The sequence below is a fragment of the Actinoplanes sp. NPDC049681 genome (assembly GCF_044465265.1).
Lineage (GTDB): Bacteria > Actinomycetota > Actinomycetes > Mycobacteriales > Micromonosporaceae > Actinoplanes.
In genome coordinates, this window is the sequence record NZ_JBITLP010000007.1 from 293,630 (window position 1) to 307,332 (window position 13,703).

The following is a 13,703-nucleotide window of genomic DNA, read 5'->3' on the forward strand; positions in this document are numbered from 1 at the left end:
TTCATTCGTGGCGCCTCCCGGACAAATTGAATCAGAGCAGCGGCTGTGCGAGCTGCGCGACTCGGCGTCCGCTTGTGAGCGCCGACAGCTCCGGCAGGATCTCCCAGTCCTCCCAGTCCGCCGAGAAGATGACTTCGCCGTCCCGGCTTTGGAGCACGGCCTCCTCGCCGTTGAACAGCAGGACGCTGTCGGCGCCAGTGCGGTCTGCGATTTCGAGGAAGGCGCCGACCATGAGCGCAGTGTTGTGCTCTTCCAGTTCACGCCTGGTCGAGGAGAACCGGAACAGGCATGTCACGCGATGGACGAATCCGAAGCGCTGTGGCGCAGTGGCCTCCCCGTCAGGATCGATGTGATACGCCGAAGCCGATAAGCCTTCCCGCATGATCGAGCCGTCCGGTGTGGCGGAGCCATCCAGCGCGGCTGTCACCGCCGTTCGCAGCTCGTCGGTCGTCAGGTCAGCCGCGCTGTAGTAGGTGTACTCCATTGCCATGGCTGTCCCTCGGCCTCGCTCGTGTTTGTCAGCAACACGCTGGGAACGTGCGTCGTCCCGCCGCTGAGCGCATCCCGGTGATGCGCTCAGCGGCGGTTGGCCGTCGCTGGCAAAGGCGATCTCGTATCGGTCGCGCTCGACGGCGTGGAGGAGTTCCAGGTCACGTGCTGCGCGACGACGGATGCGTGGCCGCACGAGCCCGCTGTCGTCGACTACCACGCCACCGAGGGCCGCTCCTGGCGCCTTCGGCTGTCCGGTGACGGGGCGCGGGTCGCCCGGCTCTCCGCGCCCGGTGCCGGCCCCGCCGACGCCTCCGCGCGGGGTACGGCGAATGACCTGGTCCTGGCCTTTTACGGCCGGATCCCGCTGGAGTTCCTGGAGCTGGACGGGGACCGGCGCGTCCTCGACCAGCTCGTCGCCTGGGAGCCGTGACGGGGTCAGCCCTTCGGCAGGACGCGGCCGTCGGGCAGCGTACGGCCACCCAGCAGTGCCACCAGTGAGCCGCTGTCGGCGCGGTGGAGCCGGCCGTCGCCCCAGCTCCATCCGGTGTCGGTGGCCTCGAGCCGGGCGTCGGTCAGATCCAGCCCGAACCAGGCCCCCTTGGCGCCGGTGAGCAGGTCGAGGACGGCGGTCAGGGCCGCTGCCGGCGCGACCGGCGGCCGGTCGAGCGGGATCGTCACGTCCAGGGAGTGGATGACGGCGTGGGTCAGCGCACCGGCCGCGCCGCCTCCCGGCGGCTGCCACGCGTGCAGCCGGGGCGATCGGAGCTGGTCGAGCAGCTCGGCGGCCGGCAGGGAAGCGTCCCGGGCGGCCACCGTTTCGGAGAGCGTGGTGAAGTCGCCGCGCGCCGCCGCCATCTCGGCTCCGAACTGCTCGGGAGTCAGCCGGGCCGGCATCGTCACGTGGGCGACGACGTGGCGTACCAACCACTTGTCGCAGAGCGACGGGGCGTCCCACGCGTCGGCGTCGGCTGCCAGGAGCTCGGCGAGCCCGTCGAACGTCGGCGCCACCCAGGTCTGCGGGTCGGTCATGATCGGTCTCCTTGCATGAGGCGAGCGAGGTGGTCCTCGAGCTTGTCGAGGGAGGTCAGGAAGCCGGCACGGTTCTCGGGAAGGCGCATGGCCTCCGGTACGTGCCGCTGATGGATCACGACCGCGGTGGTGCCGTCGCCGAGGTCGTCGAGCGTGCTCGTGGTGTGCATGCCGCTCGCCGCCTCGACCCACGCGATCCGCTCGGGCGCTACGACCTCGGTGAAGGTGGCCACCATCCGATGGCTGCCGTGCACGCCGATCATCAGGGTCTCGAAGCGGCCACCGGCCCGCAGCTCGACGACGATGCCGTCGGCGGGGGCCGCCATGCCGCGCGGCCCCCAGAAGTGCGCCAGTTCGGCGGGCTCGGTGAGGCACCGCCACACCAGCTCGCGCGGCGCCCGGAGGACCCGCCGGTAGACGAGTTCGTCGTCGCTCATCGATCCTCCCGCTCCTGCAGACGGGCGAGATGCGACTCCAGCCGGTCCATCCGCTCGGACCACGTACGCCGGCTCTCCTCGATCCACGAGCCCGCGACCTCCAGGGCGGCCGGTTCCAGCCGGCACGGCCGCGTCTGCCGGTGGCGGCCGCGGCTTATCAGGCCGGACCGCTCGAGCACCTGGATGTGCTGCGACACGGCCTGCATGCTCATGGCGTACCGCTCGGCCAGTTCCTTGACCGTCGCCTCGCCGGCGCTGAGCCGCACGACGATGTCTCGCCTGGTCCGGTCGCTGAGCGCCGTGAACAAGGCGTCCAGCCGTTGATCCTCGACGGTGGTTCCCATGGCTCTTACTCAAGCATGTGCTTTATCAAGCGTCAACTAGAGGAACGGGTCGCTATGATCCGCAGCATGGTTGAACGCGTTCAAATTGAGCGGGTGGCGCCGGCCACCCGCATGTGGGCGCTGGCGGCGACCGCCTATTGCGTCGTCGTCGCCCTGAGCTTTTCCGCTGCGGATCCGGACCTGCGGTGGTTCAGCTGGGGGTTCGGCGCGTTCTTCGCGCTGATCACCGCCATCCCTCAGCCGTTCCGCCGTCGCACCGTCTTCCTCGCGGCGTGCGGGACGTCGATCGTGCTGCTCGCCGTCAGTGGGTTCTTCGCGCTGATGGTGGGAGGCTGTTACTTCCTGCCCGCGATCGTGCCGATGGTGCTTGCTGCGGCTCTCGATCGGCCGGCACCGCCGCAATCGGATGCGATCCCGTGGCGTGAACGGCTGCCCGGCGTCTCGAAGCGCTTGGCGGTCGCCGCCCTGATCCTCGGGGTGCTGTTCGTCATCGCCGCGATGCCGGCCTGATCAGTGGCTCACAAGCCGTTGTGCAATGCCGTCATCAGCGTGCCGCCCGCGGTGTCGCCGGACATTTCCCAGACCATCGCGCCGAGCAGGTTCTGCTGTTTGAGCCAGGTGCTCTTCTGCCCGATCGACCAGGCGTCGTCGAAGGTCCACCACTGGCCGCCGGCGCCGGTGTAGCAGTACGTCGACACCGACTGCGTGTCGTGCTGGACCGTGCACCCGGGCACATTCGCGATGAGGTTGGCGTACCCCCGAGTCCCGGCCTCCTCGGGGAACTGACCGGGAGCCGCCCCCGTGGCGGTCTGCCACTCACCGTTGGCACCGGCCGGTCCCGCCGCCACGCCCTGCCAGCCGCGCCCGTAGAAGGCGAAGCCGATGGTGACCTGGCGGGGATTGACCCCGGCATCGAGGTACGTGCGGACGGCCCGTTCCACGCTGAACTCGAACGGGTACGGGTCCTGCGCGTCGCGATAGAGGTTGCCCTGGTGGCCGGTGCGGTTCGGCTCCCAGGAGTTGTCGCTGCCGGCGCCGTGGAAGTCGTAGCCCTGGACGTTGGCGAAGTCGAGGGAGTCGAAGACGCTGGGCGTACCGTCGGCGTGGGTGATGTCCCAGCCGGCGGCGATCTTCGCCGGGTCCGCCGGTGTGAACGCGGTCAGCAGGTAGCGCTTGCCGGTGGTCGCGCCGAGGGCGTCCATCTGCCGGCGGAACTCGGCCAGCAGCGCGGTGTTGTTCGCCTTGTCCTGTGCGCCCCAGTGGTTGCCGGCGTGGCCTTCGGCGCCCGGCCACTCCCAGTCGAGATCGATGCCGTCGAAGATGCCCGCCGCACTGCCCGGTCCGCCGGCGCCGTTGTACGCCGGCAGGTTCCCGCGCAGATACATGTCGATGCAGGACGTGACGAGCTTCTCGCGCGAGGCCGGGGTGGCGGCCGCATCGGAGAAGAATTTCGAGTACGTCCACCCGCCGATCGAGATGAGCACCTTGAGCTGCGGGTACTTGGCCTTGAGCTTGCGCAGCTGGTTGTAGTTGCCCCGCAGCGTCTCCCAGCCGGTGTCGGCAACCCCGTCGACGGATTGCGCCGCGCTGAACGGCCGGGCGTAGTCGGCGTCCGCGTCCCCGGCGCCGGTGCCCTGGTCGGGATCCTGCGGGTTGGCGGTGGTGCCGCGGGTGACGCCCTGCAGGCAGGTGAGGTTGACCGGATCGAGGTTGGCGAAGGCGTAGTTGAGGTGGGTCAGCCGGGCCGCAGCTCCCGACGTGTCGAGGTTGCGGACGAAGTACTGGCGGCCGTAGATGCCCCACTGCACGAAGTAGCCGACCTTCGCGTACTTCCCGGCGCCGACCGAGTCGTCGGTGGTGACGGTCAGTCCGCCGGACGGGGGCGACGCGTTGTCGTAGCCGTCGCGGGCGCGCACGGTGAACGTGTACGCGGTGAGCGGGGTGAGCCCGCCGACGGTCGCGGTCGTCCCGGTTACCGACGCGGCCAGGGTCGTGCCCCGGTAGACGTCGTAGGCCGCGATGCCGTGGGTGTCCGTGACCGCGTTCCAGGCGAGGGTCACGCTGACCGCGCTCTTGGCGGTGGCCCGTAACGCGCCGGGTGCGGGCGGCGCGGTGGTGTCGTCGGCCGGGTTCAGCGTGGTGGCGCTGACTGCGGCCGAGGCGGGGGAGACGTTGCCGCGCGAGTCCTTGGCCCGCACGGTGAACGTGTACGCGGTGTTCGGGGTGAGTTCGCCGATCGTGGCGGCGGGCTCGGTCACCGTCGCCGCGAGGGTGGTGCCGCGGTAGACGTCGTAGCCGGCGATGGGGAAGTCCGTCGGGCTGGCCGCGGTCCAGCGCAGCGAGACGGTCCTGGTCGTACGCCCCGCGACGGTCAGGCCGGTCGGTGCCTCCGGTGCCCGGTCGGCGCTGCCGTCGCACTTGTTGCCGTTGATCCGGCAGTGGAGCGGCGCGGCGTCCGAGCCGGTCGCGATGAACCAGAAGCTGTACGGCTCGGTGCTGCCGCCGGGGGGCACCGTGCCGTTGTAGTGCGCATTGACGACGGAGACATGGTCGCCGGTGCGGGTCACGACGCCGTTGTACGGGCTGCCCATGGTGACTCCCGCGGGCAGGTCGAACTCCAGGGTCCAACCGGTGATCGCGGTGCTGGTCGGATTGCTGACGACGTACTTGTCCATGTAGTAGGTGCCGTAGTCGGTGGCCGAGAAGGCGGCGGTGAGGCCCGCGGTCACCCCGGCCTGTGCCGCCGCGGCGGGTCCGAGCCACCATCCGATGAGGAGCAGGGCGGCGAGGCCGAGGCGCGAGTTCCCGAATCTGGTCATCGGAGCGCTCCCTTAACAAAGTTTACAAAAAGTTTGCGCCGGGGTTGCACTTCAGTCAAGAACGTCGATTTATCGAGAGGGGGTGCGTACCAGCATGCGGACACCCGGGGTGGCGCAACGGTGCAGACCGCAGACGTTTGTGCAGGTCGAACGCGTTACTGCGGATTGATTCGGTGGCGTAGACCTTGCCGACTTCCCCCTTCTCCTATGAGTTTCGTAGGGTTCGTCTCGACGAGAGGGGGTCGCCATGAGCAATCTGGAGCAGGCACGGCGCCGGCGCGCCGACCGGGCCCGCCAGGTCGCCGACGTGCTGCGCCATCAGGTGCTCGCCGGTTCCTTCCCGCAGGGCCAGCTGCCCCGCGAGGCCCAGCTGTGCCGCGACTTCGAGGTCTCGCGCAACACCGTCCGTGCGGCGCTGGCCCTGCTGGCGGCGGAGGGTCTGGTGGAGCGTTCGCCCGGGGTCGGTACGACCGTGCTCACCGAGAAGTACGCGCACGGCCTGCACCGGCTGATGGGCCTGAATGAGACCCTGCACGGCCAGGGGCAGATCACCAACGACGTCCGGACCGCCGCCCTCGTCCGGCCACCCGCCCTCGTGGCGCAGCGCCTGGGCCTGCCCGAGGATCAGCTCGTCGTCTACGTGGAACGGCTGCGCCGGCTCGACGGCGTACCGATGTCGCTGGATCTGACGTATCTGCCCCGGGACATCGGGGAGCCGCTGCTCGCCGCCGATCTCGCCGGGCAGGACATCTTCGTGCTCATCGAGCGGGTGGCCGGCCGGCCGCTCGGCGTCGCGGACATGTCCTTCGAGGCGGTCAACGCCGACCCGCACACGGCGGCGTTGCTGGAACTGCCGCAGCAGGCGGCCGTCCTCATGGTCGAGCGGCTGACCCGCCTGGCCGACGGGCGACCGGTCGACCTGGAGTGGATCCGCTTCCGCGGCGACCGTCTCGCCATGCACGGCCAACTGCAACGCGGTGCGCCGGCAGCCCGCGTCATCGGCTACTGAACCCGCGACGGGAGACATCCATGGCCCTGGTGAACCAACGCATCGACGTCCCGGTGACGATCGACGAGAGCCTCTGCATCGACGGTTGCACGCTGTGCGTCGACATGTGCCCGCTCGACTCCCTCGCGATCGATCCGGAGACGAGCAAGGCCTACATGCACGTCGACGAGTGCTGGTACTGCGGGCCCTGCGCCGCCCGGTGCCCCACCGGTGCCGTGACCGTCAACATGCCGTTCCTGATCAGATGAGGTCGCCTATGAGAGCACGCCGTACCGCCCTGCTGATCGCGCTGGTCGCCGGCCTGAGTGGCTGCACCGTCGCCGGTCACGCCGCCGACGCCGGCGCGGAACAGGTGGTCGTCGGATACCAGTCGAAGACCATCAACACGGTGACCGCCGGCACGCTGCTGCGGGCTCAGGGCTTCTTCGAGAAGCGCCTGGGTGAGCTCGGCGGCCGCACCGGCAAGAAGTACGCCGTCACGTGGCAGGACTACGACACCGGCGCTCCGATCACGGCGCAGATGATGGCCGGCAAGATCGACATCGGCTCGATGGGTGACTACCCGCTGCTGATCAACGGGGCCCGCGGCCAGCAGTCCGCCGAGACGCGCACGAAGATGGTGGCCGTCACCGGCTACAACCTGCGCGGGGCGTTGAACACCGTAGTGGTGGCACCGAAGTCGCCCATCCACAGCCTCACCGACCTGCGCGGCAAGGTGGTGTCGGCGAGCTCCGGCTCGGCCGGGCACGGACTGCTCGTCCAGGCGCTGCGCAAGAACGGGCTCGACCCGGACCGGGACGTCAAGATCGAGAATCAGCAGCCGCCGATCGGCGCCTCCGCGCTGCAGTCCGGCAACGTCGACGCGTTGTCGCAGTTCGTCGCCTGGCCGGGGCTGCTGGTGCACCAGGGCGCCGCCACCGTCATCTACGACGGCGGGGAACTGGGCGTACCGACCCTGCACGGCACCGTCGTGCGGGAGAAGTACGCCACCGCCAACCGTGACGTGGTGGAGGCGTTCCTCCAGGCGCAGCAGGACGCCACCAGGTTCCTGTGGGACCAGCCGCTGAAGGCGTCCGAGATCGTGGCGCAGGCGACCGGACTGCCGCCGGAGGTGGTGTACCTCTACAACGGAGCCAACGGCATCGCCACCTTCGACCTCACCCTCAAACCGCAGCTGCGCGCCGCCCTGCAGCAGGACGTGCCGTTCCTGAAGTCCATCGGCGTGCTCCAGCAGATCGACCTTTCCACGTTCATCGACGACAGCTACCTGCGTGGGGTCTACGGCACCGCGTACGACACCGACGTCGCCGGCACCGCGAACAGGGCCGCGCTGGCCGGTACCGACCCGGTCTGCAAGACCCCGGTCACCGACCCGGCCCTCGCGGGGGAGTTGTGGCTGTCCGGCCGTACTCAGCCGGCGGCGAACCCGAGGTGCCTGCTGCGGGCGGTCCGGGCCGCCCAGGCCGCCGGTGAGCAGATCAAGTCCGCGTACGTCCCGGACGCCGGCACGGGCACCCGGTGGTTCGCCGACAAGAGCGTCTGGGTCCGCGACGGCGCCACCTTCCACCCGTTCGTCAGCGCTGCCGCCGCCCAGCGGTACGTCTCGGCGCACACCGGTGCCGCCGTCGTGCCGTACGCGGAGGCGGTGAAGGCGGCATGACGGCGCTGTCCACCGCGCCTCGCACCCGAGCCGTGGCAGTGGTGTCGCGCCCCGGGCGACGACGGCCGGAACCGCTGCGCTGGGCCGTACGGATCGGATCGCTGGCCGGCGCACTTCTCCTGTGGCAGTGGCTGACCAGCGCCGACATAACCCTGTGGCTGCGGTTCGACCGGCTGCCCACCCCGCTGGCGGTCGCCCAGCAGTTCGGCCACGTGGCGCAGGACCCGGTGTACTACCAGGACATCGCCCAGAGCCTGGTCCGCATCCTGACCGGCTTCACCCTCGCGGCCGTCGCCGGGGTGGCCGCCGGCGTCGCGGTGGCCCGGTCCTGGCTGCTCTCGGACCTGCTCCAGCCGCTGTTCGAGGTGGTCCGCCCCATTCCGGCGATCGCGCTGGTGCCCGTCGCGATCCTGCTCTTCCCCCGCAACGAGGAGGGCATCGTGTTCATCACGTTCACCGCCGCGTTCTTCCCCATCCTGGTCAGCACGCGGCACGCCGTCCGCGCGCTGCCGACCGTGTGGGAGGACGCCGTACGCACCATGGGCGGCGGACGGTGGCGCGTCCTCTCGAGCGTCGTGCTGCCCGGCGCCCTGCCCGGCGTGCTCGGCGGCCTGTCCGTCGGGATGGGGGTCTCGTGGATCTGCGTGATCTCCGCCGAGATGATCTCCGGGGACTTCGGTGTCGGCTACCGCACCTGGCACGCGTACACCATCGTGGACTACCCGGCGGTGCTGGTCGGGATGGTGACCATCGGCGTGCTCGGCTGGGGCACCTCCGCGGCCGTCGAGCTGATCGGACGGCGGGTCACGCGCTGGCTGCCCGACCGCCGGTCGGGGGGTGCGCGATGACGCTCACCGCCGTTCCGGAGACCATCCGGACAGGTCTGCGGCTGCGGGCCGAGGGAGTCACCCTCGGGTACGGGGGCGCGCCGGTCGTCCGCGACCTGACGCTCGACGTGGCCCCCGGGGAGATCCTCGTGGTGGTCGGCGCTTCCGGGTGCGGAAAGTCCACCCTGCTGCGGACCCTCGCCGGGCTGTTGCCCGTACCGGCCGGCGTGATCTCGGCGGACGGGTCCCCGGTCACCGGCCCGTCGCCCGACCGCGCCCTGGTGTTCCAGGGTGATGCGCTGCTGCCGTGGCGTACGGCGCGGCGCAACGTCGAGCTGCCGCTGGCCATCCGGAAGGTGCCCCGCGCCGACCGGCGGCAGCGAGCCGAGTCGTGGCTCGCCCAGGTCGGGCTCACCGGGCAGGGGCACCGCCTGCCGGCCCACCTGTCCGGCGGGATGCGCCAGCGGGTGCAGCTCGCGCGCACCCTCGCCGGCGGCCCGCGGGCGATCCTCATGGACGAGCCGTTCGGCGCGCTCGACGCGCAGACCCGCGCCGCCATGCAACGCCTGCTCGTCGAGGTGCTGCGGACCACCCCGGCCACCGTCGTGTTCGTCACCCACGACGTCGACGAGGCGCTCTTCATCGGTGACCGGATCGCCGTGCTCGGCCCGGACGGCGTGCAGACGCTGGTCGACGTACCGCAACCGCGTGACCTCGCCACCCGCGGCACCCCGGTGGTCCGGGCCGCCCGTACCGCCGTGCTCGCCGCGCTCGGCGCCGACGACAGGAGCGGCCAGTGCTGATCCCTTCGCCCACCGATCGCCGGGAACTTTCCTGCGACGTCCTCGTCGTCGGCGGCGGCACCGCCGGCACCATGGCGGCGCTCTCGGCCGCCGAGCAGGGAGCCCGGGTGCTGCTGCTGGAGAAGGCCCACGTGCGGCACTCCGGCGCCCTCGCGATGGGCATGGACGGCGTCAACAACGCCGTGATCCCCGGCAAGGCGACCCCGGAGGACTACGTCCGGGAGATCACCCGGGCCAACGACGGCATCGTCGATCAGCGCACGGTTTACCAGACCGCCACGCGCGGCTTCGACATGGTGCAACGGCTCGAACGGTACGGCGTCAAGTTCGAGAAGGACGAGTACGGCGACTACGCGGTCCGCCAGGTGCACCGCTCGGGCCGCTACGTGCTGCCGATGCCCGAGGGCCGCGACGTGAAGAAGGTGCTCTACCGCGTCCTGCGCCGCCGCGAGATGCGCGAGAAGATCCAGATCGAGAACCGGGTGATGCCGGTGCGGGTGCTCACCCGCGACGGGCGCGCCGCCGGGGTGGCGGGCTTCGACACCCGCAGCGGGGCCTTCGTCACGGTGGCGGCCGGGGCGGTGGTGCTCGCGACCGGCGCGTGCGGCAGGCTCGGGCTGCCGGCCAGCGGCTACCTGTACGGCACGTACGAGAATCCCACCAACGCCGGCGACGGCTACGCGATGGCGTACCACGCCGGCGCGGAACTCTCCGGCATCGAGTGTTTCCAGATCAACCCGCTGATCAAGGACTACAACGGGCCCGCGTGCGCGTACGTGGCCAACCCGTTCGGCGGCTACCAGGTCAACAACCGCGGCGACCGGTTCGTCGACTGCGACTACTGGTCGGGCCAGATGATGGCCGAGGTCGCCCGGGAACTCGATTCCGACCGGGGTCCCATCTATCTCAAGCTGTCGCATCTGCCCGAGGAGACCATCGGTCAGCTCGAGGGCATCCTGCACAGCACCGAGCGGCCCACCCGCGGCACCTTCCACGCCGGCCGGGGTCACGACTACCGCACCCACGACGTCGAGATGCACATCTCCGAGATCGGGCTGTGCGGCGGCCACTCGGCCTCCGGGGTGTGGGTCGACGAGCACGGCGCCACCACCGTCCCCGGCCTGTACGCGGCGGGCGACCTGGCCTGCGTGCCGCACAACTACATGATCGGGGCGTTCGTCTTCGGCGACCTGGCCGGCACCCACGCCGCCGGGCACACGACCGGCCCGGGTCCGCTGCCCGAGGACCAGATCGCCGCCGCGCACGAACTCGTCTACCGGCCGCTGCGGCACCCCGACGGCCCGCCGCAGCCACAGGTGGAATACAAGCTGCGCCGCTTCGTCAACGACTACGTCGCGCCCCCGAAGTCGGCGGCGAACCTGGAGATCGCGGTCGAGACCTTCCAGCGGATGGCCGGCGAGATCGCGGGCATGGGTGCGCGCACCCCGCACGAGTTGATGCGCTGTGCCGAGGTCACCTTCATCCGGGACTGCGCCGAGATGGCGGCGCGCGCGTCGTTGGTGCGTACCGAAAGCCGCTGGGGTCTCTATCACGACCGGACCGACCACCCGGAGCGTGACGACGAGACCTGGCTGTACCACCTGAACCTGCGCCGCCGCCCCGACGGCGAGATGGAGTTCGTCAAGCGCCCGGTGGCCGAATACCTGGTGCCGGTGGACGACTTCCGCCCGCCGGCCGGGCCCGCGGAGAGCGTGGTCGCGGAGGAGCGTCATTTCGGCGCGGCGGCCGGAGATCGGGCATCGCGCGGTCACGCGGTCGCACGGACCAGCGCGGCCGCCTCCGACCGGATCGTGGCCGTGCTCGCCCTGGGCGAGCAGGAACCCGCGCTGGGTGCGTTCCGGCCGTATCTGACCGACGCCGACCCCGATGTCCGGCGTACGGCCGTGGCGACCTTGGTCGAGGTGGCCCCGGCGGGAGTGGCCGACGCCCTGGTCGACGCACTCGCCGACGAGCACGCCGAGGTTCGCGCCACGGCCGTTGCCGGGCTACGGGAGATGGCGGACGTCCTGCCTGCCACGGTGGCACTGGCGAACCGGTTGCGACGGGCGGTTTCCGGCACGGATCCGGCGGTCCGGCAGGTCGTCGTCGAGCTCCAGCGGATCACCGGCGTCGGGGAGACCGCCGACTTCCGTGCCGCCGCCGCCGACCCCGAGCAGGCGGTACGCCTGCAGGCCGTACGCGGGCTGGTCCGGTTGGACGACCTGGCAGGGCTCGGGGCGGCGGCGAGCGACCCGGCGAGGGAGATCCGGGTCGCGGTGGCGCACGGCGTCGGCACCGTGGGCGACTCCGCCGGGTCCGTGGTGCTGCACCGGCTGGCCCATGACGACGATCCGCTCGTGCGTGCGGCGGCCCTGCAGTCGGCCGGGCAGATCGGCTGCGACGGAGAGCTGGCGGCCGCGGCGGTCGCGGCGCTCACCGATCCGGCATGGCAGGCGCGGGAGGGAGCCGCGAAGGCGCTCGGCGGGGCCGAGCCCGAGATCGCCGTACCGGCGCTGTCGGAGGCGGCCCGGGATCCCAACCTCGATGTACGGCGGGCGGCCGTCCGCTCGCTGGCGGGATGGTCCCACCGCGCCGACGTGGTCACCGTGCTGCGGGCCGCGGGCGCGGACCCGGACGCGGACGTGCGGGCCTACGCCCGGCGGGCCCTGGCGCCCGAAAAGGCGCCGGCCGGCCGCTGAGCCGCGGTCGGCCGGCGCCCGTTCGAGCAGGTCAGGCGGGCAGGGTGAAGTCCTGGTTGGCCTTGCCGTTGCACGTCCAGAGCTGCAGCGGCGTCGAGTTCGCCGTCGCCTCCGCCCGGACGTCGAGGCACTTGCCCGACCCGGCGTTCACCAGGTCCCGGGTGGAGGCGTCGTACGTGAACCGCTGGGCGCCGCTGCCGTTGCAGTCGTAGATCTGGATCTTCGTACCGTCGGCGGTTCCCGCGGCGGCGACGTCCAGGCACTTGCCGAGGGCCCGGAGCGTGCCGTCGGTGCCGACGGTCCACTGTTGGGCCGTCCCGCCGGCGTCGCAGGTGTAGATCTGGACCGCGGTGCCGTTCGCGGGATTGGCGGCCGCGACGTCGACGCACTTGCCGCTCGCGACGGCGCGGATCTTGCCGCTGCCGCCCGCCGGGGGCGGTGGCGGCGGGGTGCCGCCACCGAAGGTGATCTCACCCCGGTTCAGCACACGCGGGTTGTTGTACGTCGCCTGGATCTCCGCGGTGGAGTTGTTGCCGAGCAGCTGCTCCGACCAGATCATGAAGTACGTCCACTTCGGCTGGCCCGACAGCAGGGCCGCGTCCGGCATCTTGCCCATCTCGGCGATCGCGATCGGCTTGCCCGCCGCGATCGACTGGATCTGCTGGTAGTCGGCGGCCGACGGGTAGTTCTTGTACCACGCGTCGAGGGTGACCACGTCGACGTACGAGCTGCCGGGGTAGTAGTTCGCCCAGCCGCCGGCCGGGTTGTCCTGCACGTTCCACACCCAGATGAGGTTGTCGAGGCCCTGGCTGTCGAAGTAGTCGCGCATCTGCTGGTAGATCTTCGCGCCGCCGTTCGCGCCGGGCCGGGCACCCCACCAGTTCCAGCTCTCGTTCATCTCGTGGAACGGCCGCCACAGCACCGGTATCCCGGCGTCCTTGAGCTGCCGCAGGTACGGCACGACCGCCGCCATCCGGCTGCGCCAGACCGAGTTGAGGTTCGTACCCGCGGTGACGATCTCCTGGAACTGCGCGTTCGAGATCTGCGTCTTCACGCCGCCGTCGAACTCGCAGGTGGCGCCGACGGTCGGCGAGCAGGCGTGCCAGGTGAGCGCCACCAGGGAACCGGCCGCCCACTGTGCCTTGGCCTCGTTGATGACGAGCTGCCGGTTGGCGACGTCCTCCGCGCGGAACATCATGTCGCTGCCCCACAGCCCCGGGAACTGTCCGGTGGCGGTGCGTACCTGCTGCGTGTACTGCGCCGGGCTGCTGGCGGGCTCCTTGTTGTGCTGGCCGGACACGATCGACGTGCCGGTGATGGTCCGCAGATAGTTGATCACGGTCGACCTGGGGGTGGCCGCGAACGCCTCGGCGGTCGTGGCGGCGTGGACCATGCCGGCGGTCAGCAGCAGCACGGCTCCGCCGACTGCCCAGGCGGGGCGGGGGATGCGCATCGGGACCTCCGTGGGGGACGGATTGTCTTGGCGGGCCCAGCATGCGTTCTACGCTACGAACCTGTCAACATTAGATTAATAATTTAATCCAAAGCCAAAGACGTACGGCCAGCGGCCTCCGTGCAACGCCC

General features: G+C 70.8%; 14 protein-coding genes. 8 read left to right on the forward strand and 6 right to left on the reverse strand.

Annotation, left to right across the window (positions count from 1 at the left end):
* Nucleotides 1–31 precede the first annotated feature (31 nt).
* Nucleotides 32–484 (reverse strand): SitI3 family protein, encoded by a 453-nt coding sequence (locus ACIBO8_RS26400; protein ID WP_396117979.1) that lies wholly within the window; start codon nucleotides 482–484, stop codon nucleotides 32–34.
* 102 nt (nucleotides 485–586) lie between these two features.
* On the opposite strand from ACIBO8_RS26400, the gene ACIBO8_RS26405 reads away from it, so the two are divergent.
* Complete coding sequence (locus ACIBO8_RS26405; protein WP_396117980.1) at nucleotides 587–922, forward strand: hypothetical protein; 336 nt, start codon at nucleotides 587–589, stop codon at nucleotides 920–922.
* Between the two features lie 5 nt (nucleotides 923–927).
* Here ACIBO8_RS26405 and ACIBO8_RS26410 read toward each other — a convergent pair whose 3' ends face one another.
* From ACIBO8_RS26410 to ACIBO8_RS26420, 3 genes are read right to left on the reverse strand one after another with little or no spacing between them, the layout of a single operon-like run.
* Entirely contained in the window at nucleotides 928–1,521 is a 594-nt protein-coding gene (locus ACIBO8_RS26410) for a maleylpyruvate isomerase family mycothiol-dependent enzyme (protein ID WP_396117981.1), read from the reverse strand.
* The gene (locus tag ACIBO8_RS26415; protein WP_396117982.1) at nucleotides 1,518–1,958 is read right to left on the reverse strand and encodes an SRPBCC domain-containing protein; all 441 of its coding nucleotides are present in this window, start codon (nucleotides 1,956–1,958) and stop codon (nucleotides 1,518–1,520) included. Before ACIBO8_RS26415 ends, ACIBO8_RS26410 begins: the two co-directional genes overlap by 4 nt.
* A complete protein-coding gene (locus ACIBO8_RS26420) occupies nucleotides 1,955–2,302 on the reverse strand; it encodes an ArsR/SmtB family transcription factor (RefSeq protein WP_396117983.1) in 348 nt (115 codons plus the stop codon). Before ACIBO8_RS26420 ends, ACIBO8_RS26415 begins: the two co-directional genes overlap by 4 nt.
* A gap of 54 nt (nucleotides 2,303–2,356) precedes the next feature.
* On the opposite strand from ACIBO8_RS26420, the gene ACIBO8_RS26425 reads away from it, so the two are divergent.
* Nucleotides 2,357–2,812, forward strand: coding sequence for a hypothetical protein (locus tag ACIBO8_RS26425; RefSeq protein WP_396117984.1), 456 nt, complete (start codon nucleotides 2,357–2,359; stop codon nucleotides 2,810–2,812).
* A gap of 8 nt (nucleotides 2,813–2,820) precedes the next feature.
* Here ACIBO8_RS26425 and ACIBO8_RS26430 read toward each other — a convergent pair whose 3' ends face one another.
* Nucleotides 2,821–5,121, reverse strand: a complete 2,301-nt coding sequence (locus ACIBO8_RS26430) for a glycosyl hydrolase family 18 protein (RefSeq protein WP_396117985.1) — start codon at nucleotides 5,119–5,121, stop codon at nucleotides 2,821–2,823.
* Nucleotides 5,122–5,368: 247 nt separating this feature from the next.
* Here ACIBO8_RS26430 and ACIBO8_RS26435 point away from each other — a divergent pair, with 247 nt between their 5' ends.
* The 6 genes from ACIBO8_RS26435 to ACIBO8_RS26460 are packed head-to-tail and all read left to right on the forward strand — an operon-like array spanning nucleotide 5,369 to nucleotide 12,119.
* Complete coding sequence (locus tag ACIBO8_RS26435) at nucleotides 5,369–6,130, forward strand: GntR family transcriptional regulator (protein ID WP_396117986.1); 762 nt, start codon at nucleotides 5,369–5,371, stop codon at nucleotides 6,128–6,130.
* A 20-nt stretch (nucleotides 6,131–6,150) separates the two neighbouring features.
* Nucleotides 6,151–6,378 carry a ferredoxin family protein gene (locus tag ACIBO8_RS26440; protein WP_396117987.1) on the forward strand — a complete coding sequence of 76 codons (228 nt, stop codon included), beginning with the start codon at nucleotides 6,151–6,153 and terminating at the stop codon, nucleotides 6,376–6,378.
* Between the two features lie 8 nt (nucleotides 6,379–6,386).
* Complete coding sequence (locus ACIBO8_RS26445; RefSeq protein WP_396117988.1) at nucleotides 6,387–7,790, forward strand: ABC transporter substrate-binding protein; 1,404 nt, start codon at nucleotides 6,387–6,389, stop codon at nucleotides 7,788–7,790.
* On the forward strand, nucleotides 7,787–8,638 hold the full coding sequence (locus ACIBO8_RS26450) for an ABC transporter permease (protein WP_396117989.1): 852 nt from the start codon (nucleotides 7,787–7,789) through the stop codon (nucleotides 8,636–8,638). Before ACIBO8_RS26445 ends, ACIBO8_RS26450 begins: the two co-directional genes overlap by 4 nt.
* Entirely contained in the window at nucleotides 8,635–9,420 is a 786-nt protein-coding gene (locus ACIBO8_RS26455) for an ABC transporter ATP-binding protein (protein ID WP_396117990.1), read from the forward strand. Before ACIBO8_RS26450 ends, ACIBO8_RS26455 begins: the two co-directional genes overlap by 4 nt.
* Nucleotides 9,414–12,119 carry a fumarate reductase/succinate dehydrogenase flavoprotein subunit gene (locus tag ACIBO8_RS26460; RefSeq protein WP_396117991.1) on the forward strand — a complete coding sequence of 902 codons (2,706 nt, stop codon included), beginning with the start codon at nucleotides 9,414–9,416 and terminating at the stop codon, nucleotides 12,117–12,119. The genes ACIBO8_RS26455 and ACIBO8_RS26460 overlap by 7 nt, the downstream gene beginning before the upstream one ends.
* A 31-nt stretch (nucleotides 12,120–12,150) precedes the next feature.
* Here the strand turns inward: ACIBO8_RS26460 and ACIBO8_RS26465 are convergent, their stop codons facing one another.
* Complete coding sequence (locus tag ACIBO8_RS26465) at nucleotides 12,151–13,572, reverse strand: glycosyl hydrolase (protein WP_396117992.1); 1,422 nt, start codon at nucleotides 13,570–13,572, stop codon at nucleotides 12,151–12,153.
* Between the last annotated feature and the right edge of the window lie 131 nt (nucleotides 13,573–13,703).

Bases quoted from the DNA above. Each gene is read 5' to 3' on its own strand.
- ACIBO8_RS26400 (WP_396117979.1), bottom strand. From the start codon at position 484: ATGGAGTACACCTACTACAGCGCGGCTGACCTGACGACCGACGAGCTG.
- ACIBO8_RS26410 (WP_396117981.1), bottom strand. From the start codon at position 1,521: ATGACCGACCCGCAGACCTGGGTGGCGCCGACGTTCGACGGGCTCGCC.
- ACIBO8_RS26415 (WP_396117982.1), bottom strand. From the start codon at position 1,958: ATGAGCGACGACGAACTCGTCTACCGGCGGGTCCTCCGGGCGCCGCGC.
- ACIBO8_RS26420 (WP_396117983.1), bottom strand. From the start codon at position 2,302: ATGGGAACCACCGTCGAGGATCAACGGCTGGACGCCTTGTTCACGGCG.
- ACIBO8_RS26425 (WP_396117984.1), top strand. From the start codon at position 2,357: ATGATCCGCAGCATGGTTGAACGCGTTCAAATTGAGCGGGTGGCGCCG.
- ACIBO8_RS26430 (WP_396117985.1), bottom strand. From the start codon at position 5,121: ATGACCAGATTCGGGAACTCGCGCCTCGGCCTCGCCGCCCTGCTCCTC.
- ACIBO8_RS26435 (WP_396117986.1), top strand. From the start codon at position 5,369: ATGAGCAATCTGGAGCAGGCACGGCGCCGGCGCGCCGACCGGGCCCGC.
- ACIBO8_RS26440 (WP_396117987.1), top strand. From the start codon at position 6,151: ATGGCCCTGGTGAACCAACGCATCGACGTCCCGGTGACGATCGACGAG.
- ACIBO8_RS26445 (WP_396117988.1), top strand. From the start codon at position 6,387: ATGAGAGCACGCCGTACCGCCCTGCTGATCGCGCTGGTCGCCGGCCTG.
- ACIBO8_RS26450 (WP_396117989.1), top strand. From the start codon at position 7,787: ATGACGGCGCTGTCCACCGCGCCTCGCACCCGAGCCGTGGCAGTGGTG.
- ACIBO8_RS26455 (WP_396117990.1), top strand. From the start codon at position 8,635: ATGACGCTCACCGCCGTTCCGGAGACCATCCGGACAGGTCTGCGGCTG.
- ACIBO8_RS26465 (WP_396117992.1), bottom strand. From the start codon at position 13,572: ATGCGCATCCCCCGCCCCGCCTGGGCAGTCGGCGGAGCCGTGCTGCTG.